This is a genomic window from Cutibacterium nasicola, from assembly GCF_051303185.1.
GTDB lineage: Bacteria > Actinomycetota > Actinomycetes > Propionibacteriales > Propionibacteriaceae > Cutibacterium.
The window spans coordinates 145,098-166,741 of record NZ_JBPPGE010000007.1; the positions used below are offsets into that span (position 1 = coordinate 145,098).

Annotated in this window: 20 protein-coding genes, 1 tRNA gene and 1 pseudogene; 10 read left to right on the forward strand and 12 right to left on the reverse strand. The window is 63.9% G+C overall.

The window, feature by feature from the left end:
* Positions 1-30 precede the first annotated feature (30 nt).
* Positions 31-264 carry a hypothetical protein gene (locus tag ACSJJT_RS11595; RefSeq protein ID WP_435918421.1) on the reverse strand — a complete coding sequence of 78 codons (234 nt, stop codon included), beginning with the start codon at positions 262-264 and terminating at the stop codon, positions 31-33.
* A complete protein-coding gene (locus ACSJJT_RS11600) occupies positions 261-1,406 on the reverse strand; it encodes an inorganic phosphate transporter (RefSeq protein ID WP_435918422.1) in 1,146 nt (381 codons plus the stop codon). Before ACSJJT_RS11600 ends, ACSJJT_RS11595 begins: the two co-directional genes overlap by 4 nt.
* Before the next feature lie 424 nt (positions 1,407-1,830).
* On the opposite strand from ACSJJT_RS11600, the gene ACSJJT_RS11605 reads away from it, so the two are divergent.
* The 3 genes from ACSJJT_RS11605 to deoC all read left to right on the forward strand — a co-directional run bounded on the left by ACSJJT_RS11605 (position 1,831) and on the right by deoC (position 4,009).
* A complete protein-coding gene (locus tag ACSJJT_RS11605) occupies positions 1,831-2,562 on the forward strand; it encodes a response regulator transcription factor (RefSeq protein ID WP_435918423.1) in 732 nt (243 codons plus the stop codon).
* Between the two features lie 122 nt (positions 2,563-2,684).
* Complete coding sequence (locus ACSJJT_RS11610; RefSeq protein WP_435918424.1) at positions 2,685-3,095, forward strand: GtrA family protein; 411 nt, start codon at positions 2,685-2,687, stop codon at positions 3,093-3,095.
* A gap of 242 nt (positions 3,096-3,337) precedes the next feature.
* On the forward strand, positions 3,338-4,009 hold the full coding sequence (gene deoC, locus ACSJJT_RS11615; protein WP_435918425.1) for a deoxyribose-phosphate aldolase: 672 nt from the start codon (positions 3,338-3,340) through the stop codon (positions 4,007-4,009).
* 84 nt (positions 4,010-4,093) lie between these two features.
* On the opposite strand, the gene ACSJJT_RS11620 is transcribed toward deoC, so the two are convergent.
* From ACSJJT_RS11620 to ACSJJT_RS11635, 4 genes are all read right to left on the reverse strand, one after another.
* Positions 4,094-4,804 carry a ThuA domain-containing protein gene (locus ACSJJT_RS11620; RefSeq protein WP_435918426.1) on the reverse strand — a complete coding sequence of 237 codons (711 nt, stop codon included), beginning with the start codon at positions 4,802-4,804 and terminating at the stop codon, positions 4,094-4,096.
* A gap of 226 nt (positions 4,805-5,030) precedes the next feature.
* Complete coding sequence (locus tag ACSJJT_RS11625; protein ID WP_435918427.1) at positions 5,031-6,464, reverse strand: FHA domain-containing protein; 1,434 nt, start codon at positions 6,462-6,464, stop codon at positions 5,031-5,033.
* A gap of 176 nt (positions 6,465-6,640) precedes the next feature.
* Positions 6,641-9,292: a pyruvate, phosphate dikinase gene (gene ppdK / locus ACSJJT_RS11630; RefSeq protein WP_435918428.1), complete on the reverse strand. Its 2,652-nt coding sequence runs from the start codon at positions 9,290-9,292 to the stop codon at positions 6,641-6,643.
* A gap of 385 nt (positions 9,293-9,677) precedes the next feature.
* Positions 9,678-10,562 (reverse strand): pyruvate, water dikinase regulatory protein, encoded by an 885-nt coding sequence (locus ACSJJT_RS11635; RefSeq protein ID WP_435918429.1) that lies wholly within the window; start codon positions 10,560-10,562, stop codon positions 9,678-9,680.
* 60 nt (positions 10,563-10,622) lie between these two features.
* Between ACSJJT_RS11635 and ACSJJT_RS11640 the strand changes: the two genes are divergently transcribed.
* The 4 genes and pseudogenes from ACSJJT_RS11640 (at position 10,623) to scpC (ending at position 14,628) form a co-directional block, all read left to right on the forward strand.
* Positions 10,623-11,627, forward strand: coding sequence for a class I SAM-dependent methyltransferase (locus ACSJJT_RS11640; RefSeq protein WP_435918430.1), 1,005 nt, complete (start codon positions 10,623-10,625; stop codon positions 11,625-11,627).
* Positions 11,628-11,688: 61 nt separating this feature from the next.
* The gene (gene serB / locus ACSJJT_RS11645; protein WP_435918431.1) at positions 11,689-12,546 is read left to right on the forward strand and encodes a phosphoserine phosphatase SerB; all 858 of its coding nucleotides are present in this window, start codon (positions 11,689-11,691) and stop codon (positions 12,544-12,546) included.
* Positions 12,547-12,610: 64 nt separating this feature from the next.
* Positions 12,611-12,778 (forward strand): annotated as a pseudogene (locus ACSJJT_RS11650) (aldose epimerase family protein); the annotation flags it as partial.
* A gap of 335 nt (positions 12,779-13,113) precedes the next feature.
* On the forward strand, positions 13,114-14,628 hold the full coding sequence (gene scpC, locus ACSJJT_RS11655) for a succinyl-CoA:acetate CoA-transferase ScpC (RefSeq protein WP_435918432.1): 1,515 nt from the start codon (positions 13,114-13,116) through the stop codon (positions 14,626-14,628).
* Between the two features lie 246 nt (positions 14,629-14,874).
* Here scpC and ACSJJT_RS11660 read toward each other — a convergent pair whose 3' ends face one another.
* Positions 14,875-16,275, reverse strand: a complete 1,401-nt coding sequence (locus tag ACSJJT_RS11660; RefSeq protein WP_065673553.1) for an amidase — start codon at positions 16,273-16,275, stop codon at positions 14,875-14,877.
* Between the two features lie 148 nt (positions 16,276-16,423).
* Between ACSJJT_RS11660 and ACSJJT_RS11665 the strand changes: the two genes are divergently transcribed.
* Both ACSJJT_RS11665 and ACSJJT_RS11670 read left to right on the forward strand, forming a co-directional pair.
* The gene (locus ACSJJT_RS11665) at positions 16,424-17,035 is read left to right on the forward strand and encodes a hypothetical protein (protein ID WP_435918433.1); all 612 of its coding nucleotides are present in this window, start codon (positions 16,424-16,426) and stop codon (positions 17,033-17,035) included.
* A 72-nt stretch (positions 17,036-17,107) separates the two neighbouring features.
* Positions 17,108-17,178, forward strand: a tRNA-Gly gene (locus tag ACSJJT_RS11670).
* Positions 17,179-17,348: 170 nt separating this feature from the next.
* Here ACSJJT_RS11670 and ACSJJT_RS11675 read toward each other — a convergent pair.
* The 5 genes from ACSJJT_RS11675 to ACSJJT_RS11695 form a co-directional block, all read right to left on the reverse strand.
* Positions 17,349-17,888, reverse strand: coding sequence for a hypothetical protein (locus tag ACSJJT_RS11675; RefSeq protein WP_435918434.1), 540 nt, complete (start codon positions 17,886-17,888; stop codon positions 17,349-17,351).
* Entirely contained in the window at positions 17,885-18,604 is a 720-nt protein-coding gene (locus ACSJJT_RS11680) for a DUF5808 domain-containing protein (RefSeq protein ID WP_435918435.1), read from the reverse strand. Before ACSJJT_RS11680 ends, ACSJJT_RS11675 begins: the two co-directional genes overlap by 4 nt.
* Entirely contained in the window at positions 18,601-18,948 is a 348-nt protein-coding gene (locus ACSJJT_RS11685; RefSeq protein WP_435918436.1) for a PadR family transcriptional regulator, read from the reverse strand. Before ACSJJT_RS11685 ends, ACSJJT_RS11680 begins: the two co-directional genes overlap by 4 nt.
* Positions 18,949-19,330: 382 nt before the next feature.
* A complete protein-coding gene (locus ACSJJT_RS11690; RefSeq protein WP_435918437.1) occupies positions 19,331-19,639 on the reverse strand; it encodes a DUF8813 domain-containing protein in 309 nt (102 codons plus the stop codon).
* Positions 19,640-19,690: 51 nt separating this feature from the next.
* Positions 19,691-20,482: a hypothetical protein gene (locus ACSJJT_RS11695; protein ID WP_435918438.1), complete on the reverse strand. Its 792-nt coding sequence runs from the start codon at positions 20,480-20,482 to the stop codon at positions 19,691-19,693.
* A gap of 169 nt (positions 20,483-20,651) precedes the next feature.
* Here ACSJJT_RS11695 and ACSJJT_RS11700 point away from each other — a divergent pair, with 169 nt between their 5' ends.
* Complete coding sequence (locus tag ACSJJT_RS11700) at positions 20,652-21,644, forward strand: IS481 family transposase (RefSeq protein WP_435916977.1); 993 nt, start codon at positions 20,652-20,654, stop codon at positions 21,642-21,644.

The window sequence follows — 21,644 nt, forward strand, 5'->3', positions numbered from 1 at the left end:
TCCGCCGCATTTGTCAGCGCAGGCCAAGGATCAATGGAAGTACGGAATGAGCAGGTAGAGGCCATACAAGACGATGAGGCCTGCGACGACGATGGCCGTCCACCCCAGGGCGACGAGCCCAGCAGCCCCGTCGCTTCCCGCTTCAGTGCGCGCATGAGCTCGATCGAGCATCACCGCACCACCCGAGACGACAGAGACAATGAGGACGGTGGTCGCAACGGTGACGATGGACACAAGTCCGAGTGAAGCCCAGTCAATGCTCATGCTGCAGTCCCTCCGGCAATGGCCGAGCCCTTGCGGACGCCGACCTGGGTGGAGTCGTTTACGTTGTTGTGGTCAACCTTATGGTGGTTGCCCTGGCGGACGATGAGGCCAGCCATCACACCCAGCAGGACGAGGTCGATGATGACGCCCCAGGTACCCACGCCGGCGATGGCCGAGGCGATGGCGCCGACAAGGGCAGCAGCGGGCAAGGTGACCAACCACGCGATAACCATCTTTCCGGCGGTGGCCCAACGCACCTCGGTGCGGCGTCCGATTCCCGAACCGAGGATCGAACCAGAGCAGACGTGGGTGGTCGACAGTGCGAAGCCCAGGTGGGACGAAGCCAGGATGGCGGCCGTCGAGGCCGTCTCGGCAGCGAATCCCTGCGGGGACTCGATGTCACACAGGCCCTTGCCCATGGTGCGCATGATGCGCCAGCCACCGGAGTACGTGCCCAGACCGATGGCACAGCCAGCGGCAAGGATCACCCACCATGACGGGCCGCTACCCGAGACCTGGTAGCCAGCAGCGATGAGAACCAGCGTGATGATGCCCATCGTCTTCTGCCCGTCAGAAGTGCCGTGAGCCAGAGCAACCATCGACGCCGACACCCGTTGACCATTGAGGAATATCCGCGAGGAGTGATGGGCGGTGTGGTCGGTGATGCGGTAGGCCAGCCAGGTGGCCAGCAGGGCCGCAACACCCGCCACGAAGGGGGCGACGAGAGCTGGCAGGATGATCTTGCTCATGATTTTGCCGACGTGGATGCCGCTCATGCCAGCCTCGACGAGGACAGCACCGATGAGACCGCCGAAGAGAGCGTGGGAAGAGCTGGACGGCAGACCGAACAGCCAGGTCGCAAGATTCCAGATGATCGCACCCATCAGACCGGCGAAGACCATCGGAACAGTGACGAGTTGGTCATTGACGATGCCACCGGAGATCGTCTTGGCGACCTCGGTCGACAGGCAGGCACCAATGACATTGAGGACGGCAGCGATGATGACGGCCACCTTGGGTTTGAGTGCTCCGGTTGCCACTGACGTCGCCATCGCGTTGGCCGAGTCGTGGAAGCCGTTGGTGAAGTCGAACGCCAGGGCCGTGACAACGACGATGACGACGATGAGCAGTGTTGAACTCATGCAGAATCCTTCGTGATCCTTCGTGCGGACCGTGGTGTTCCCCTCCGGATGCGAAGAACTTGGTTCTTCACCGCTGGACGCAAGGGCAGGGAAACGATCAGAGCTCGGGAGCGCTGCTGACCAAGGGACACGTTATGCCACATCGGGCACCGCTCGCTTGCCGTCCCCGGCTCATGTGACGTTGAGGTGAACGATCTCACTGTCCATGACCCCTTGGACGATCCGGTTCGACTCCAGAAACAAGGAGTTGACCAGGCATTTCAGCCAGCAGCTGGAGCTCGTCGACATGTCGTGTGCCAGCAAAGTTCACGAAGAGTTTACTGAGCCCCTACGCTAGCCGCGGTCCACCGATCCTTCCCCACCCCACGAGGTCCACACAGCACAGTCACAGCGACAACGAACTCTCCTGTGGGATCCTTTGACCATGACAGCCTCAACCCATGTCCCCAGACTCACCCATGCCGACGGCTCACCATTGCGGGTCCTCGCTGTCGATGACGAGCCGAATCTCACCGAGTTGCTGTCGATGGCTATGCGCTACGAGGGCTGGGACGTCACCACGGCCGACAGCGGCATGCAGGCCGTGCGCGCGGCCAGACAGACCCGTCCCGACGCCATCGTCCTCGACATGATGCTGCCGGATTTCGACGGTCTGGAGGTCATGCGACGTATCCGTATGGATCAACCCGACGTGCCAGTCGTCTTCCTCACCGCCAAGGATGCCGTCGAGGACCGCATCAACGGGCTCACCGTCGGAGGTGACGACTACGTCACCAAACCCTTCTCCCTAGAGGAGCTCATCGCCCGGTTGCGGGCATTGATGCGACGGTCCGGTGCCACCGAACCACAGTCCGACTCAACGCTGACCGTCGGTGACCTCATCCTTGACGAGGACTCCCACGAGGTCAGACGCGCCGGGGAGGAGATCCACCTGACCGCCACCGAGTTCGAGCTGCTGCGCTACCTCATGCGCAACCCCAGGCGAGTGCTGTCGAAGTCCCAGATCCTCGACCGGGTGTGGAACTACGACTTCGGCGGCCAGGCGAATGTCGTCGAGCTCTACATCTCCTACCTGCGCAAGAAGATCGACAAGGATCGTGAGCCGATGATCCACACCATGCGAGGTGCCGGCTACGTGCTGCGTCCCACCGCCTGACGCCATGCGCCGACGTCACACCCGCCGCATCAGCACGCCCGTCAACGCCGTACCCGACGATCACCCCACCACCTGGCTGGACCATCCGACTTCTCGGGGGATTCGCCACCGGATCGATCCCCGTGGACATCGTCCGTGAAGAGTTGAAACGTGACACCGACACCAGCAGGGACCGGCCACTCCAGACATCGTCGCCTCGCGATCTGTCGCACCAGATCGTGAGCTTCGGAGTCGTCGGAGTGGTGAGCACGGTCGCGTACTACGTCCTCTACCTGGCGTGTCGACTCATCATGGGCCCACAACCTTCCAACCTGTTGTCGCTACCCATCACCCAGGTGTGGAACACAAGCGCGAACCGGCGCCACACCTTTGGGGTACGCACCAGGAAGGGCATGGTCAGGGACCAGCTCAGTGGGCTGCTGGCGGCCAATGCCGTGGCAACCCTGGTGCGCTTCGTGACGTTGCGAACAGTCACGAGACCAATGGTCACAGGGGTGACGACAGGTGAGGAACAGCCCGCCGCAGGTCAGTGATCCATCGCCCCAGACGGAATACGTGCTCGAAGGTTGTGCGGCCGCTCAGTTGTCGTCCTTGTGGGTCACCGTGTTCTGTGGCGTCTCCACCGTCTGGGTGAGCACCGCATAGGTTTGATGGGCACAGTGGCCATCTGCTGGTGCGCGGGAGCCGATCACGTCAACACTGCCGATGGTGACCCCTCCACACGCATCAGCGGCAACCCCGTATCCTGGCCTCATCATCGCCGGAAGGACCGACCATGACTGCACAACCCTCAGCTGCCGCCCTGGCACGAATCATCGACCACACCCTGCTCACGCCGGAGGCCACTCACGAAGACGTCGCCAAGCTGGTCGACGAGGCCAAGGAGTACGGAACCTGGTCGGTGTGCGTCTCACCGTCAATGCTGCCACTGGACCTCGACATGGGTGACGTGAAGCTGGCTGTGGTGTGCGGGTTCCCGTCGGGCACGCACACCAGTGCTGTGAAGGTGGCCGAGGCTCGTGACGCCATTGCCGCCGGTGCCGACGAGGTCGACATGGTCATCAACCTCGGCATGGCGAAGGAGGGACGTTGGGAGGATGTCACCGCTGACATCGCCGACGTCAAGCAGGCTGTCGCGAATCCGAAGGTCCTCAAGGTCATCATCGAGTCGGCCGTGCTGACCGCCGATGAGATCGTTCGTGCGTGCAAGGCCGCAGAAGCGGCTGGCGCCGACTTCGTCAAGACCTCGACGGGATTCCATCCGAGGGGTGGGGCAAGTGCCGAAGCCGTCACGCTCATGGCCGACACCGTCGGTGATCGTCTGGGGGTCAAGGCCTCCGGTGGAATCCGCGACTACGAGACGGCCTGCGCCATGATCGAGGCCGGTGCAACTCGTCTCGGTGTCTCGTCGACCGCCACGATCATCGCCGGAGCTCCCAAGGAGTGACGACGCGCGGTGTGTTCGCGCTGCTGGCTGGGCCGGGTCCGTGGGATCCGGCCCCTGCCACGTCCGGGCCGACATCTGAGCCCGTCAGACCTTCTGGAGCTCCGGGTTCACCTGGGCAGCGTCCTCCCGACGCTTCCAGTTCAGCAACCAGGACACCTCGTTGCACAGCAGCTGACGTCGTGATTCCGAGTAGTACGACCTCGACGAGTGGCCCAGACCGTCGTAGACAACGCTGTTGCCCATCGCCCAGCACATCACGTGGAACTCCTCGCCGGTCTCGTGGAAGAGCAGCGGGGTCGCGAGCGGGTTGATGTCCAAGTCGGAGTAGCGCTCGTCGTAGACGACCACCTGCTCGAGGCCGCGCAGAATCGGATGGTCAACGGCCTCTGGCACCGGCTCAAAGACGGCGAAGGACCGCTCTGGATGCCCGCTGACCCCCAACAGCCACGTGCCACCGAGAATGGACGGCCACAGGTCCCAGTCGCAGAAGGTGTTGCATGCGGTGTGTAGACCGAGGATCGGCTTGCCAGCCTCGTGGTGTTCGATGATCTTGTTGTGAGCACGGGACCACTCGGGGATGTAGTCCCATTCTTCCTCCGGGTCGCCACCACCGGTGTTGACGATGAGCAAATCCGCGTCAGCGAGGTGATCCAAGGCCTCCGGCTCGGAACGCCTCACCTCCACCTGATGACCACGCTCGGTCAAGATCTGGGAGACGGCCTCGGAGGTCGCGTCGAAGTCGTGGATGCCGTCGGCATAACGCCCAGCCCCCGACAAAACAAGAATGTGTCCCATCGGATGTCCTTCCTGATCCTGGGTGAACCCAAAGGATCACATTAGGAGACCAACCCGCCGAGGACGAACTCGGTGACGTCACGACTTGTTTTTCGACATCGCCTCCAGCCTCAGCACAACGATGTCTCGTGTTTTCGACCCCCGGTCACGCACATCACCATTCACACCTATGGCAAGGGCCCCGACGATTCCTCGCCGGGGTCCTGCCGTCTGACGGACTCGTTCGTCAACCCTGGTATGCCTCGATGGTGATGACCACGCCGTCACCCAGGTCCACGGCATCACCGATGGCCAGGTCGATCGTCTGACCACTCTCCAGTCGCAGCGAGTCCTGGCCAATGCGGTGAACGACGGTGCCGTTCGTGGAATGCATGTCAGTAACCTCGATCCCCCACTGGCCCGGAGCGAATTTTACGTGGGTGCGGCTGATGTCCTGCCCAGGCGACGGCACGCGCATGATGTCCTCGCCATCATCGGCTCGCGGGGCACGCCCGACGAGGACCGCACCCCCGAGATGGGCGACCTCTCCGGTCGTCGAGACCAAGGTCGCAGCCACGGGATCTGACGGCGAGGAAAGTCCACGGATCGTCGATGTGGAGCCCCCGTCGTAGCGCGAATCGCCCTGAGTCTGCTGGGGCGCTGCCCCCGGGGCAAGGGCGGACACGACGTTTTCCGCCTCGGGCTGAACTCCCTCCAGCTGAGTACCAGTGTGGGCTTCGTCACCGTCAGCACGAGCAGGTACCTGATAGCCACTCAAGTCTTCGTCGCGAGCGCGCACTGGCGCAATGTCCTCATCAGTGACCACGGTCTCAACGGATTCCGGCTCGGCAGCTCGGGCCGGAACGGGACTCACAGGCTCCTCAGCATCAGGGGAGACCCCGTCAATACCACTCACCACGTCCTCGTCCACCACGACCGATTCAGTCGGAATCGGAACTCCGGTAGGCGCGGACTCGGCAACCAGTTCCGGTTCGACAACTGGGTCAGAAACCTCGCCCGGGGCCGGAACCTCGACGAATCCGGGGGCACCCTCGTCAGCTGGCCGCCGTTCCTCATCAGTGAGCTCGCGGGCCTCCTCGGCGGTATCCGAGTCGTCGACCTGCTGCTCCCGGGGCTTGGGGGTCCACGGCTCGAGGGCGTCGTCGGAACTCGCCAACACCCGCGGACGGTGGGCCTCGCCGCCCTCCCGGACGACGAAAGGCTCAACCTTGCCGGTCGCGTCGATGATGATCTTGCTCGCCTGGGCAACGCCCAGCAGCAACGGCATGGACAGCCCCTGTTCGGCCTGGTCCATCTCGACGACGACGGTCGAAGGATCGAGCTTTTTCTCGCTCCATGTCAGCAGACCGTCACCATGGTTGACGACCTCACCGGTGGAGGCATCCTTGACGACGACCTGGCCGCGAGCCATGGAGTACATCTCGCCATCGACCCAGAAGAACAGTCCCAGGCTCGGCATCTTCGCAAGCCCGATGATCGACAGGGTCTCCACGAGTGACTGGGGATCATCAGCCTCGGCCACCTGCCGCCAGATGGACGACACCAATCCGGAATGACGCGGGGCAGCTGGCTGCATCACGACAAGGCTACTCGGCCCGGCCAGCACCACCCAGGAACCAGGGGTGTAAGTGGCACGCCAGGCGCCGAAAGTCTGGGACATTGATCCTCCAGAAGTCGAGGCACGATTGCGGCCATTATTCCGCGCCCGAGGCCTTGACGTCGACAAAACTCCCCAATCGGAAGCGGATCGGGGAGTATGTACAGACGTTCTGCGGCCCCTCCATTGCAATGGAGGGGCCGCACAGTCACGTCGGTGACGTGGTGGAGTCCTCAGACTCAGTTCTCCTTCTGGGAGATGACCGCCTGGGCGGCAGCGAACCGCGCGATCGGCACGCGGAACGGCGAGCATGACACGTAATCAAGCCCGGTCTTGTTGAAGAAGTGGATCGACTCCGGATCGCCACCGTGCTCACCACAGACACCCAGGTTCAGCTGAGGGTCGGTCGTGCGACCCTTCTCGACAGCTCCGGCGACGAGTTGGCCGACACCCTCCTGGTCGATCGACGCGAACGGATTGTCCTTGAGGACCTTGGTACGCAGGTACTCGGTGAGGAAGCCGTTCTCGGCGTCGTCACGGGAGATGCCCAGGGTGGTCTGGGTCAGGTCGTTGGTGCCGAAGCTGAAGAAGTCGGCGACCTCGGCGATCTTGTCGGCGATCAGGGCGGCACGCGGCAGCTCGATCATGGTGCCGATCTTGACGTCCACCTTGGTGCCTGCGGCCTCGAACTCCTCGTCAATGGCCTGCTGGACGATGCGACGATGGGTCGCGAGCTCGACCGGGGTGAAGACCAGCGGAATCATGATATTGATCTGGACGGTCTCACCCTCCTTCTTGAGCACCGCCAGGACGGCACGAATGATGGCGCGGGCCTGCATGTCGGGGATCTCCGGGTACAGCATGCCGAGACGGCATCCACGGGTACCGAGCATCGGGTTCTGCTCGTGCAGCTTCTTGACCTGGGCCAGCAGACGACGCTCCTTGTCGAGCTCGTTCGGATCGGCACCCTGATCCTCCAGCTTCTGCACCTTGACGGACTGCTCGACGAGACTCGGCAGGAACTCGTGGAGCGGCGGGTCGAGCAGACGGACGGTGACGGGCAGGCCCTTCATCGCGGTGAAGATACCCTCGAAGTCGTCCTGCTGCATGGGCAGGATCTTGTCGATGGCAGCCTGGCGCTCTTCCGGGGTGTCCGCAGTGATCATCTCGTGCATGGCCGGCAGACGATCAGCACCGAAGAACATGTGCTCGGTACGGCACAGACCGATGCCCTCGGCACCGAGCTCACGAGCCTTGGCGGCGTCGGTGGCGTTGTCGGCGTTGGCCTCGACGCCCAGACGGCGGATCTCGTCGGCCCAGGAGAGGACCTCCTCGAAGTCAGCGTTGATCTGCGGCGGGATGAGGGGCAGGCCGGCACCGAAGACTTCACCGGTTGAGCCATCGAGGGTGATCATGTCACCCTCGTGGATGACAGTGTCGCCGATCGTGAGGGTGGCGGCCTTGGCGTCAATCTTGATGCCACGGGCACCAGCGACACAGGGCTTGCCCATGCCACGGGCGACCACGGCTGCATGGGAGGTCATGCCCCCGTGGGCGGTGAGAACGCCCTGGCTGACGATGACGCCGTGAATGTCATCAGGAGTGGTCTCGAAGCGGACGAGAACGACCTTCTCACCCTTGGCGCCACACTCGGCGGCGACGTCGGCGTCGAAGACGGCCTCACCAACGGCGGCACCAGGGGAGGCGGGCAGGCCCTCGGCAACCGGCTGCTCGGTGTGGCTCGGATCGATGGCCTCGTGCAACAGCTGATCGAGCTGAGCGGGCTCGATCCGCATGAGGGCCTCCTCCTTGGTAATGACACCCTCGTTGACGAGGTCGCGAGCCACTTTGAGTGCGGCAGCGGCGGTGCGCTTGCCGTTACGGGTCTGCAGCAGGTAGAGCTTGCCGTTCTCGACGGTGAACTCCATGTCCTGCATGTCGCGGTAGTGCGCCTCCATCTTCTTCATGGTGTCAATGAGTTCGTGGTAGGCGTCCGGCAGCACTTCCTCCATCTCAGCGAGGGAACGCGGGGTGCGTATGCCAGCGACGACGTCCTCACCCTGAGCGTTCACGAGGAACTCGCCGTAGAGCTCCTTGGAGCCGGTGGCGGGGTTACGGGTGAAGCAGACGCCGGTGGCAGAGGTGTCGCCGCGGTTGCCGAACACCATCTGCATGATGTTGACGGCGGTGCCCAGGTCGTCCGGAATCTTGTTGGCCTTGCGGTAGACGAAGGCACGCGGATTGAGCCAGGAACGGAAGACAGCGTCAACAGCACGCATCAGCTGCTCGCGCGGATCCGTCGTCCAGTTGCCACCAAGTTGCTCGTTGGACAGCTTCTTGAAGGTGTCGACCAAGCCCTTGAGGTCATCGGCGGTCAAGTCGGTGTCGGCCTCGACGCCCTTACCCTCCTTGAGGGCGGTCAGCGCATCCTCGTAGACGTGAGCGTCGATACCCTCGACGACCTCGCCGTACATCTGGATGAAGCGGCGGTAGCAGTCCCATGCGAAACGCTCGCTGCCGGCTTCCTCGGCGATGGCCTCGACGGTGTCGTCGGAGATACCGAGGTTGAGAATCGTGTCCATCATTCCGGGCATCGAGATGACGGCGCCGGAGCGGACCGAGATGAGAAGCGGCTTGTCAACGTCGCCCAGGCCACGGCCGGTGCGCTCCTCCAGGCGCTTGAGTCCATCCCACACCTGGGAGTCGAGGCCCTCCGGCCACTCTCCCTTCCTCGTCATGGTGTCCACGCAGGCTTCGGTGGTGACGGTGAAGCCGTCAGGCACCGGCACGCCGAGACGCATCATCTCGGCAACTCCTGCGCCCTTGCCACCGAGCAGCGACTTCATCTGCGCGCTGCCCTCGGACAAGTCGTACACGTAACGGTCAGTCATGACGGATCTCCTTCGATCTGTGTCAGCCTGTTCAGCGATTCACGGCGTTCGGACCCGTACGACTGCGCCGCGGGTCCGAGGCCCAACCCTCAACTGGATCGGTGTGGCCATTCTTTCACGCTCGCGGCGCATTTTCACTCGTAGTGACTACCAACCACGACGAATGGTACTGGCGCCCGTAAGCACAGCACATCCGAGCGCACCAGCAATCTCGGCAGGAACCTACCGAGTACCGAAACCAAGGATTCCCGCTTCGCAACGGCGTGGGTGACGCATCCAGACAAGCTGGGATGGTGACGGACCGTCTCGTCACCCCGGTTTCGTCACAGGACGGATCCCGATCCAAGAGTACTCAATTGACCTCACGACCATGGGGTGCTCGTCGTCAAGGACGTGTGCGATATGACCCTGCCGGCCTGCGGAGTCTGGTGCCGGCCGTCTTGGCCCGCTGATCGACGACGTCAATAACTTTCGTTGCCGACTCCTCCAGGGCCAGGCCCGTCGTGTCAATGATCGGGCATCCCAGTCGGCGCTGAATCTTGCCAACCTCGTCAAGCTCCTCATAAATCGCGGCGAGGTCAGCGTATCCGTCCTCATTACCGAAGCCGCCGAGTCCGCGCACCCTACGTCCACGAATCTCCAGCAGCCGCTGGGCGTCGATCGTCAGGCCGACAATGCGCCACCGATCCACCGCATCGAGTTCGGCGGGTGGCGCGATTCCAGGGACCAACGGCACATTGACCGTCTTGTAGCCCAGGTACCCCAGATAGATCGACAGTGGGGTCTTACCTGAGCGGCTCACACCCACCAGGCAGATGTCAGCCTCGGTGAGGCGGTCGGGAATAGCACCATCATCGTTACGGACCGCGAACTCCATCGCGGAAATCCGAGTGAAGTAGTCGGCCTCGACCCCCACTGGGCGACGCGGAACCGCGTCAGCGTCCAGGCCAGATGCTTCCTCCATCGCCTCGAGCATCGGCCCCATGAGGTTGACCTCGCGGATGCCCATCTCCTCGCACGCGTCGGAGACCATTCGGCGCATGTCGGGCAACACCAAGGTGTGCACAACGCACACCCATTGCCCTGCCTCGTGAGTTTCGGAAACGGCTTCCAAGGCCGCAACCATGTCCTGAACGGTGCCGATCATGGGATGGCGAACGATGTGCCAATGGACCCCTTCGAACTGGCTTCGGGCAGCCCGAGCCAGACGAACGGCGGTCTCACCCGTCGAATCGGCGATGACGTGAACTTCCAGGGGCGACTCTGCCATACCGCCATCCTAAGGCCACTGCGGTGCGAGGCACTCCTCCTCATCTGAGAGACTGCCGCCATGGACGCTGCCACCCGGGACCCCGTCGACGAACTTGTCGTCGCCGAGTCACCACACACCGACTCGGTGTGGGTGTTGGGGCGCCCGTCCCTGGTGCCAGTGGCTGGGGGAAAGGTCATGGCGTGGACCGACGACTGCCGCGATCTCACCGCCATTCCCCGAGCCATCCGCCTCAACCCCTTGGCCGCACCCGCTGTGTCCACCAACCCCGTGGTGTGGATGGGCCTGCCAACCAGCCTCGACGAGCTCGACGAACTGCTCGGAAACCTCTGGCGCATCCTTGGGCCTGAGGCCCACATCGTCGCCGGTGGACGCATCAAGCACATGACCCGGTCCATGAACGATGTCGCAGCCCGCTGGTTCGATGACGTCCATGCCAGCCTTGGCGTCCGCAAGGCTCGCGTGCTGCACTTCTCGTCTCCTCGCAAGCGCCCTGCCATCACCGGCGAGTGGCCGCGCACCAACACCGTCAACGGCCTGACGATCCGAGCCCACGGCGGTGTTTTCCATACCACCGGACTCGACGCCGGAACCTCCTTGCTCCTCGATCACCTCGACGACATTGCTGCCGACGTCAGCTCGGATGCCGTCGATCTGGGGTGCGGCAATGGCGTCATCTCCGCCCATCTGGCGCAACGGCTTCCCCACGCCCGGGTTCACGCCACCGACGTGTCATGGCAAGCCGTCGATTCCACCCGTCTGACCACCGCGGCGAATGGACTCGATGTCGTCACCCATTGGTGTGACGGGCTGTCGGACCTGCCCGATCAAAGCGTCGACGTCGTCGTCACCAATCCGCCCTTCCATCGCGGAACCGCCCAGGACCACGCCCCGACCCTGGCCATGTTGACCGACGCCGCTCGCGTGGTGCGCCCCGGCGGCAGCCTCTGGTGCGTCCACAACAATCACCTGCCGTGGGCATCCCATCTACGGCGCACGGTCGGGACGACTCGCCAGGTCACGCGGAACCGCCAGTACACCGTCACGCGGACCGTCCGCGGATAGTCGATCGTGCCGAGGAGCGGGACCCTCACCCAACGAGCCGAAACCGACCTACCGTGGTGTCATGAACTCTCGCGTCATCCTCGTCAGTGACGATCGCTCCGGTCTCCGCTCCCCCGGCACTCCTCTCTGGCCTGCCGCCGCCTGCATGCGCGGCATACACACGGGTGATTGGGCCGCGCACATCTTTGAGTACGCGCTGTCCTTCGAGGGCAACATGACGCAGGTGCGCGAGCTGGCCGCCCAGACCGGTGCGGGCGTCCTGCATCCCCACGGGGCCCTGGCCGTCGAACCGCCCGGTCTCATCGTCTGTGACGTCGACTCGACGGTCACCCGCACCGAGGCCATCGACCTGCTCGCCGAGTGCGCCGGGAAGGCCGACGAGGTCAGCGAGGTGACGGCCCGGGCGATGGCCGGGGAGCTCGACTTCGCCGAGTCCCTTCATGAGCGGGTGAAGTGTCTGGAGGGTCTGCACGTCGGTGCCCTGGAGGAGGCCCGCAAGGCCACTGTCATCACCCCGGGAGCGACGGAACTGATGGCTGCGGCGCACCAGGTCGGGGCAGCCGTCGGGTTGGTGTCAGGAGGGTTCACGGCTCTTGTTGATCCGCTGGCCACGCAGATCGACGCCGATTTTTCAGCCTCCAATGAGCTCGAGATCGTCGACGACCACCTCACCGGTCGGGTCATCGGGGACATCGTCGATCGGGCCGCCAAAGCGACCTGGCTGCGTCGCTGGGCCGAGGAATGCGGGGTCGGACTCGAGCGAACGATCGCGGTGGGAGACGGGGCCAACGACCTCGACATGTTCGCCGTTGCCGGGCTGGCGGTCGCCTTCTGCGCCAAGCCGGTCGCCGTCGAGGCTGCACGAAACACCATCCGTTGTCAGCGAATCGACGCGCTTCGCGCGGTGTGGGCACGATGACCACGATCATGGAGGCATGATCGACCTCTCCCGAACCCTCCACACCGCTGGTGCATGACAGGTCGTGGAGCACGGCTGCCAGGTGCTGACGTGGCAGGGAGACGACAAGACCGGCATCTGGTTCGACACCGAGCACGCCGGCGAGTCCGACGTGGTAATCCGGGGAGGGATACCGATCTGTGCCCCGTGGCGTGGTCGCGGCCCTAACAATGACCAGGATCCCCAGCACGGTGATCTGGAACCCACACTCCTCGTCGTGGCCGGCGCCACTCACCGTCACGTCCTTGCGATCATGATCGGGTAAGCCGCTGGCTGAGGACTTTGCGACCACGGATGCGGACGCCCAACGTTGAACAGCTGTGCTCTGCCCTCATTCATGGGCGAGCAACGGTGCTTGATGAACATGAAAAAGTAGGGGTGTCGCGTACCCCGTCACGCACCCCCATATAAGGTGTTGCCAAGGTTTCGGATCGCCTTCAACGGGAACGAAGCAGTGTTTCTTCGACGGCTCACGGGTAGTGCTGTGCGCCGTCACCGACAACCAGCCGCACGGCGGCAGGAGGACAGATGTCAGAGCGGATTGCCAACGCAACCTTGCGTCAGAAAGTGATGAGCGCGGACGACGCGGCTGCCCTCATCCATAACGGTGACCAGATCGGCTTCGGTGGATTCACTGGGTCGGGCTACCCCAAGGCACTTCCAGGTGCACTGGCCAAGCGCATCAAGGAATCCCACGATCGCGGCGAGAAGTTCACCGTCAACGTCTTCACCGGAGCCTCGACCGCTCCTGAGCTCGACGGCGAGCTTGCCGCCGTTGATGGCATCGGCTGGCGCATGCCCTACCAGTCCGATCCCCAGATGCGAGGCAAGATCAACGACGGCACCAGCTACTACACCGACATTCACCTGTCGGAGTCCGGCATGATGGTGCGTCAGGGATTCTTCGGCAAGGTTGACTTCGCCGTCATCGAGGCCACCCGCATCACCGAGGACGGCAAGATCGTCCCCACCTCATCGGTCGGCAACAACTCCGCCTACTGCGAGGTCGCCGACAAGATCATCATCGAGGTCAACTCGTGGCAGTCCGAGGATCTCGAGGGCATGCACGACGTCTACCAGGGCTTCGCGCTGCCCCCCAACCGCAAGCCCATCCCGATCACCCATCCTGGCGACCACATCGGCACCCCGTTCCTGGAAATCGACGCCAGCAAGGTCGTTGCGATCGTCGAGACCGAAGGCCCCGACCGCAACTCGCCGTTCAAGCCGATCGACGACGACTCCCGAAAGATTGCCGGCTTCCTGCTCGACTTCTACGGCAACGAGGTGAAGCAGGGACGTATGCCCAAGAACTTGCTGCCGCTGCAGTCGGGCGTGGGCAACATTCCCAACGCCGTGCTCGACGGTCTGCTGCACTCCGACCTGGAGCACCTCACCTCCTACACCGAGGTGATTCAGGACGGCATGATCGACCTCATCGACGCCGGCAAGCTCGACGTGGCCTCCGCGACGGCCTTTTCACTGTCGCCGGACTACGCCCACAAGATGAACGAGAACGCGGCCTTCTACCGCGATCACATCATCTTGCGCCCCCAGGAGATCTCGAACCATCCCGAGGTGATCCGTCGTCTGGGTGTCATCGGCGCCAACGGCATGATCGAGGCCGACATTTATGGCAACGTGAACTCGACCCACGTCATGGGCTCGCGCATGATGAACGGCATCGGTGGGTCCGGCGACTTCACCCGCAACGCCTACATTTCGGCGTTCGTGTCTCCGTCGACGGCCAAGGGCGGCGCCATCTCGGCGATCGTGCCGATGGTCTCTCACGTCGACCACACTGAGCACGACGGCATGGTCATCATCACCGAGCAGGGCATCGCCGATCTGCGTGGTCTGGCACCGCGTCAGCGCGCCCCGAAGATCATCGAGAACTGCGCCCACCCGGACTACCGTCCGATGCTGATGGACTACTACGAGCGTGCACTGCGTGACTGCAAGTTCAAGCACACCCCGCACCTCCTCGGCGAGGCGTACTCGTGGCACACCCGGTTCCTCGAGACCGGCACTATGAAGGAGAGCTGAGCTCGCTGACCCTACGATCGCCCCGGGACCATCGTGGTTCTGGGGCGATCTTTGTGCGCGGTGCGTGTAGCAGGTGACGATTTTGTCACGCCGGACAAGGTGTGGGCCAGGCGCCACCACGTAGGCCGCTGTACGGCAGCAAGCGTCTCAAACTCGGTGACAAAACTCCCGCTTCACCCGGTGGGCAGGCACCGTGGTGCTGACAGCATGGGTGAAGCGGGAGTTTTGTTCACCCGGAGAGTGTGCTCACCGAGGATTGTCGTCGCGCGCAGCTTCCAGGGCGCATCCGAGCGCCAGCAGAGTGGCTTCGTCGTACATCTGACCGCCGATCATGATGCCGACCGGCAGCTCGACACCGCCGACGTGTGTGGTGTGCAGTGGCAAGCTCATCGCCGGACGACCAGTGATATTCCACAGGCTCGTCCATGGGGTGAAGCGGCATTGCGCGTCGAAATCTGCCGATGGATCGTTGTCATTGCGCAAAGCTCCGACCGGCAGGGGTGGCTGAGCAAGCGTGGGGCTGACGATGACGTCAAACCTCTGCCACTGCTGCCCGACGTGACGCGCCACCATCTGGATGCCGGCCAAGGCCTCAGCCAGCTCGACTCCGGTGCGCCTTCGCCCCTGCGCACGTAACCACCTGGACATCGGGGTGCACAATTCCTCACGTTCCGGAGGCACCGGGATCGCAGCTGCGCCCACCTCCCACACACACTGGAAGGATTCCCACTCCTCGGGGCCGAAAGGGGCACCTGTCTGTTCGACGATGTGACCCATCGACTCCAGGGTGGCGGCCGTCCGGTCCAGCGCCGCCAGGATGTCCGGGGCAACCTCGGTATCAGCAATGACGGGTTCGCGCAGGATCCCGACGTGTAGCCGTCTCAGGCCCCGGTCGCAGGCCGACAGATAAGACTCAGTCGGAGCGGGGGCATGGTAGGGATCTCCGGGCCACGGTCCGGACAGTGCGTCGAGGGCAGCAGCGGTGTCACGGACCGTGCGGGTCAGTACCCCGCCGCTCACCAGCCCAGGACCGTCAATCCCGTAAGGCCCGGCCGAGACCCGGCCTCGGCTGGGCTTGAGACCAACGACCCCGCAGCAAGAAGCCGGAATACGAATCGAGCCGCCACCATCGGATCCTTGGGCGATGGGTACCTCACCAGCCCCAACCGCAGCCGCGGCGCCGCCAGAGGACCCTCCCGCCATTCGGGTGTGGTCCCATGGGGTGACGGTGGGTTCGCGTCCGTCCGGTTCGGTGTAGCAAGGAAGTCCGAACTCGGGAGCGGCGGTCGTCCCGATCGGGATGGCTCCGGCAGCCCTGAGCCGCGTGACAATGCCGTCTTCGTGGTCTGGCAGAGCCCCACCCACGGCCCGACTACCGATGGCTCGGGGCGCGCCAGCTAACGCGTTGAGGTCCTTGATCGGACAGGGGACGCCGAACAGCGGACCAGGACGGATGTGTCCAGCATCACGTTGACGCTGGAGCTCACGCGCGGCGAGTCGGGCGCCATCATCGTCGATCCAGGTCCAGGCATGGCACTCATCGGCGTGTGCCGCTTCCAGGGCAGCGTCGACGACCTCAACGATCTCGACGTCACCAGCGGCGATGCGGGTGGAGGTTTCCAGGGCGGTCAATGGGTTCATGGTCATGGTCATGGTCCTACCACCTTCGGGGTCGCGCCATGCCGGTCCTGCATTCATGCGCACATGTCCCGGCGGTGGCACAACAACCTGCCCACCTGGGGCCCCCTGGTCAGCAGTTACGTCTAGGCTGGAACAACACGTCGCCAGGAGGATCGTGACCGAGCAACCCACCCACCCACAACCCCGCCATGCGGAGGCACGACGAGTCTCACCGAGCACGCCACCACGTGCCAGCGCCGAGACCATCGCCACGCTCCCCCCGCCCGAGGATCCTCAGGTCCATGTCGCATCGTCGGCAAGGGTGGGGAGGAGCGCCGCCGGGCTCTACCTTGCCGCGGCGATCAGTGCCACCGTCGCGCTCCTCGTTGCTTGGTGGCAGTCCATTCACATGCGCACCTTCATCCAGGCGACCCACCTCCTGACGTGGACCCATCCCAGGCCGGGATCGTTGGCGTCGGTACTGCTGGCGACCGCGATGATGTGCATCGCCGGGACCATGGTGGCCATGCCGGGGATCCTCGCGGTCAATACCTGGCTGGGACGTCCCTGGGTGCGCCGGGGCGCCATCGGTGGCGTCGTGGTCGGATGTGCCGCCGTCACCCTGAACTGGGTGGCGTGGGTCGGAATGCCATTCCTCATCGCCGCCGGAATCATCGTCTGGTTGCCGCCGGTGCGCCGGTGGATGGATTCGCAACGTCCGAAGCCGCCCGAGACGCGCCGCCTCGATGCCCCGGTCGTCTACGGCCGCGTTCCGCAACATTACTGACCGGCTCGGTGGAATGAGTCGCACCGATCTGACAAGGTGCGCTAAACTGTGGCGAGTCTTCCAGAAAGACATGCGGGCGTAGCTCAATGGTAGAGCGCCAGCTTCCCAAGCTGGACACGCGGGTTCGATTCCCGTCGCCCGCTCTCTTCATGCCCTTTTCCGGGTCCTCTATGATCGCTACTCGTCGGTCGAGGGTTTCCTCAACGTTGCGACGGCCGCCAGGAGGAAGAGAATTCCGGCCACGAATCCGGCCCACACGGCCACCGACGGGCGGTCTGATGGATGCGAGATGAACCGTTCGCCGGACCATGAGCTACCGGTCGGTGAGCCAATCGGGATGATCACGACGTACATCAGCCAGGATCTGTGAGTACTCCCCGCCGTACTCATCCAGACTGATTGACAGGGCGACCGGCATCGGCACGAATCCGAGGGCGTGGCCGGAGTCGTCGGCGAACGCAGACTCCGCCATGGTCACCGGCGACGTCTTTCGGTACATGACGACGTTGTCGGGGAACGTCCTCATGACGTAGTAGGTCTCGCCGTCCTTGGTGAACGACCCGCCTCCGTCACCTTCGAAGGCGCTCCACAGCAGGGCCAGGAACCCTATGACTCCGCTCACCACCACCGCCGCGATGATCGCGATGGCCCGCCCGATGCGCCACCCCTTCGTGCGTCCGGGCATGCGTGCACACTCGGCGATGACCTCGACGGCCAGAGCGACCAGACACAGATCGACGATGGCGATCGTGGTGTTGTTGACAGCCGGGATGAACCGGTTGAAGGACCTCGCGACCGCGACAGCGATGAGCAGGACCGCTGAGATCACGGCCGCGGATCGGAGGTACTTCATGAGTGGAATCCTATGTTGCGGCCTCGCTCCCCAGACTGACCCGCCTTGCCGCCATGCGCGAGTGACTGTGCGACGCCGTCGAGGGCGACCTTGACGGTTCCGATCAGCACTCCACCCATGACGACCGGCGCGAGTACCGCTCCGGCCACTGCGAGGGGCTGACGGCTTGCGGGGCGACGAATTTCCTTGCGGGCAGCCCGATTTGCCATACCGATGACGGTCAGGATGCCCAGGGCCTGGGCCGTCGCGGCGATGTCAGCGCCGTCCTCTTTCCCGACCCAGCGCGGGTAGAGGGCTGCCGCCGTGGTAATTCCGGTAGTCGTCAGGGCTGCTGCCACACCGCTCATGTAGTGGTTGGGTTTGCCGCCGAGCGACCACGACGTCGCCACCCGGTCAGCCTTGACGAAACCGAGTGCCATGCCGCTGGCGACGCCGGCCCCGATCCACGGCGCTGCAACCAGGCCGCGACGCAGCGTCTCGGGAACGTATTCGTTGAGGTCGGGCAGGGAGTCGTCGGGACGGATGAGCCCCAGGTGCACGGCGACGGCGCCGAGGTTGAAATCCCACCCGATGCCCACAGCACGCGGCACGAGCAGCGACGGGTTCTCGGGTTCGAAACTACGCAGCACGATGCGGGAATCACTCCTCCACGGCCCACCGACGGGAATGCCGAACAGGCGACGCACGCCGTCGTCGTCTCGAGTCCAGATGTTCATGACTTCTCCTTGTCAGAAATGTTGCGGGTGGCGTTGATGGCACGGTCGACAGCGGCGGCGATGCGCGACCACTCGTCGACGAGTTCTGCCAGGTGGTCTCGACCTAGGGCAGTAAGACGGTAGATCTTGCGCGGAGGCCCTGACGGCGACTCCTGCCACTCGGTCGAGAGGAGATCACCGCGGCGCAGTCGGTTGAGCAGCGGGTAGAGCGTCCCCTGGGAGACACCCAGGTCCGCCTCGTTCTCGAGCCGGTCCACGAGCTCCCCGCCGTAGGACGGTTTGCTCGCCAGCAGTCCGAGCACGACGAGCTCGAGCGCACCCTTGCGCAGTTGTGATTCCGCCACGGTCTTCCTCCTCAACCAAATAGCTCGGTTAACACTGTACCTTGTGTTGCATAGTAGTTCAATGGCGCTGGCCCCGATGGCCATGATCGTCATACGCGCTTCCTCGTTCAGCTCGCTACCAAGCGCGGGTAGTCTGCGATACATCCACTCGCCGAAGGAGTGCGTCACAATGGTGTCCACACGCCGCGGGGAAGCCAGTGACCACCTCGACACAAGCGACGACGTCGAGGCCCACCTTGCAGAGGCGGTTCGAACCAGTGATCCTCAGCTGCTCCAATTGGCCAGAGAAGACGTGGCGACAGCTTCCCGAAGGGTCACCTCGAACGCGCCTGACAGCCAACTGCCCGACTCACGTCACTGAAAACGCAGACTGCGATCTCGATCACGCCTCATCCAACGCCGACGCATACCGGTCGAACATGTCCACTCTCTTGAACCCCAGAAATCGCAGGGCCTCCGTCATGGGCGTGGAGCCCACCCGCGTGTCGCGAATGATCGCCTCGCTGAGGGTTCGTCCGACACGATAACGCTGATTACTGTAAAAGTTGCCACCGCCGGCTTTCTTCCCCCTCTGCCCCTCAATGAATCCCCTGAGTCGGGCGACCTCGTCGCCGTAGATCTTGTCGAATCCCTCTCGAGGAACGAGGCCAATTTCCTTGAGTCGAAGCAGAACGACCAGCGTGGAGCACAAATACCGATCGGCCAGCCAGTGCCTCGGTCAGCTCGATGTGAGGGTCGAAGTTCATGCGTAGATCGTCAGCAGGAACTGCAATGCACGCGGCAACGGCGTCACACCAGCGCTCGTGGTCGGTGTTGCGTTCACGCAATGGATCACCGCCCTGGCTGACCCCACCTTCACCCCGCCAGACGTGGGCGAACTCATGCAGGAGGGAGAAACCTGGCCAGCCTTGGTGTCGTTGGAATTGACGAACACCAGCGGCGCGAACTGGGAGTGGAGCGTGAACCCGCGGAATTCGTCGAGGGACAACATCTGGTGTGTGTTGTTGCCCACCATGGAGTTCATGACGACAAGTCCGCCCAAATCCTCGAATGCCTCGACGAGGTACCGCCGAGCCTCATCCGCCGTCCGTAGGTCCTTGCGCTCACTGACGGAGTAGCGCAGCACCTTGGTCATGAGAACTGCAGCTTCAGCAGGGGCCATTCCGCGAGCACTGCCGACGAAATCCAGCGACTCGGGGTCGTTGAAGTCCGTGAGGTAATCCTCGTACCACGCCTGCCTGCGCTGATTCAGGCCAATCGTCTCCAGCAGATCGACGCTGGCCTCCACATGATGCCCACGACCGACCCGGAAGTCAGGAGTCGGAAGCTCCTCGTACGGGGGCTCGGAGAAGAAGAAGTATCCAAATGGGACGCGGGTGAAATTGGCGATCGTCTCCACTTGAGCGACGGTCGGTTTGGTGCGTTGGGCGACCCAGTCATCCCAGTGGGAGAACTTCTTTCGGCTTTCCCCATCACGCCCACTCCGACGCTCGGCCCACTCGAGGACAGACCCGGCGACATCAACACCTGCCATGGCCCCTCCTCACCCAGGCGACGTTCATTGAATGAATCGAGCCTAGGTGTAACCACCACACAGGTTAGGTACATCGGGCTGGTCAGAGACAGCTCTGGCTGGACACGGGCGAGGGCCTCTGGGTGAAGTGTGTTGCTACCACACAAAGCACGACTCCCAAGAGGCCCTCATGACCCACCGTAATGCCCCGTTGTCCGAAACCGGACGTTTGCGCCTGGCCTGCTGCATCGTCGAGGATGGCTGGCCCCTGCGTCGGGCCGCCGAACGCTTCAACGTCAGCGTCACCACGGCCCAACGCTGGGCACAGCGCTACCGCGCCCACGGGCCGGCCGGAATGCGTGATCACTCCAGCCGACCCCACCACCAGCCCCGACGGGTCTGCCGTCGCACGCAACGACGGGTGGTGGGATTGCGCATCACCCACCAGTGGGGCCCAGCACGCATCGCCTACCACCTACGCCACCAACACCTCAGCGTCTCGACCGTCGGCAAGATCCTGCAACGCTACGGATGCCCACCCCTGACCTGGATCGACAAGGCCACCGGCGCCCGGCTACGCGCCCAACCCACACCCGTCCGCTACGAACACGACACCCCCGGTTCACTGGTCCACCTCGACATCAAGAAGCTGGGCCGGATCCCCGACGGCGGCGGCCACCGCATGGTCGGACGCGCCCAAGGAGTACGCAACCGTGGCCGATCCGCCAGCGGGGGTGGGTATCACTACATCCACAACGCCGTCGACGACCACTCCCGCCTGGCCTACGTCGAGGTCCTCAGCGATGAGCGCAAGGACACCGCCGCCGGGTTGTGGACCAGGGCCCAGGCCTGGTTCGCCAGCCAGGCCATCACCGTCAAGCGGGTCCTGACCGACAACGGCTCCTGCTACCGGTCCAAAGCCTTCAACAAGGCACTCAAAGACACCCACATCACGCACAAGTACACCCGGCCCTACACGCCCAAGACCAACGGCAAGGTCGAGCGGTTCAACAGGACCCTGGTCGCCGAGTGGGCCTACGCACGGCCCTACGCCAGCGAGACCGACCGCCTGGCCGAACTCCCCGGCTGGCTGCACCACTACAATCACCACCGCGGACACACCGCGCTCAAAGGCAAATCACCCGCCGACCGCGTACCTAACCTGTCCGGCGATTACACCTAG

Bases quoted from the DNA above. Each gene is read 5' to 3' on its own strand.
- ppdK (WP_435918428.1), bottom strand. From the start codon at position 9,292: ATGACTGACCGTTACGTGTACGACTTGTCCGAGGGCAGCGCGCAGATG.
- ACSJJT_RS11605 (WP_435918423.1), top strand. From the start codon at position 1,831: ATGACAGCCTCAACCCATGTCCCCAGACTCACCCATGCCGACGGCTCA.
- ACSJJT_RS11700 (WP_435916977.1), top strand. From the start codon at position 20,652: ATGACCCACCGTAATGCCCCGTTGTCCGAAACCGGACGTTTGCGCCTG.
- ACSJJT_RS11675 (WP_435918434.1), bottom strand. From the start codon at position 17,888: ATGAAGTACCTCCGATCCGCGGCCGTGATCTCAGCGGTCCTGCTCATC.
- ACSJJT_RS11625 (WP_435918427.1), bottom strand. From the start codon at position 6,464: ATGTCCCAGACTTTCGGCGCCTGGCGTGCCACTTACACCCCTGGTTCC.
- ACSJJT_RS11680 (WP_435918435.1), bottom strand. From the start codon at position 18,604: ATGAACATCTGGACTCGAGACGACGACGGCGTGCGTCGCCTGTTCGGC.
- ACSJJT_RS11635 (WP_435918429.1), bottom strand. From the start codon at position 10,562: ATGGCAGAGTCGCCCCTGGAAGTTCACGTCATCGCCGATTCGACGGGT.
- scpC (WP_435918432.1), top strand. From the start codon at position 13,114: ATGTCAGAGCGGATTGCCAACGCAACCTTGCGTCAGAAAGTGATGAGC.
- ACSJJT_RS11620 (WP_435918426.1), bottom strand. From the start codon at position 4,804: ATGGGACACATTCTTGTTTTGTCGGGGGCTGGGCGTTATGCCGACGGC.
- serB (WP_435918431.1), top strand. From the start codon at position 11,689: ATGAACTCTCGCGTCATCCTCGTCAGTGACGATCGCTCCGGTCTCCGC.
- deoC (WP_435918425.1), top strand. From the start codon at position 3,338: ATGACTGCACAACCCTCAGCTGCCGCCCTGGCACGAATCATCGACCAC.
- ACSJJT_RS11660 (WP_065673553.1), bottom strand. From the start codon at position 16,275: ATGACCATGAACCCATTGACCGCCCTGGAAACCTCCACCCGCATCGCC.
- ACSJJT_RS11595 (WP_435918421.1), bottom strand. From the start codon at position 264: ATGAGCATTGACTGGGCTTCACTCGGACTTGTGTCCATCGTCACCGTT.
- ACSJJT_RS11695 (WP_435918438.1), bottom strand. From the start codon at position 20,482: ATGGCAGGTGTTGATGTCGCCGGGTCTGTCCTCGAGTGGGCCGAGCGT.
- ACSJJT_RS11640 (WP_435918430.1), top strand. From the start codon at position 10,623: ATGGACGCTGCCACCCGGGACCCCGTCGACGAACTTGTCGTCGCCGAG.
- ACSJJT_RS11600 (WP_435918422.1), bottom strand. From the start codon at position 1,406: ATGAGTTCAACACTGCTCATCGTCGTCATCGTCGTTGTCACGGCCCTG.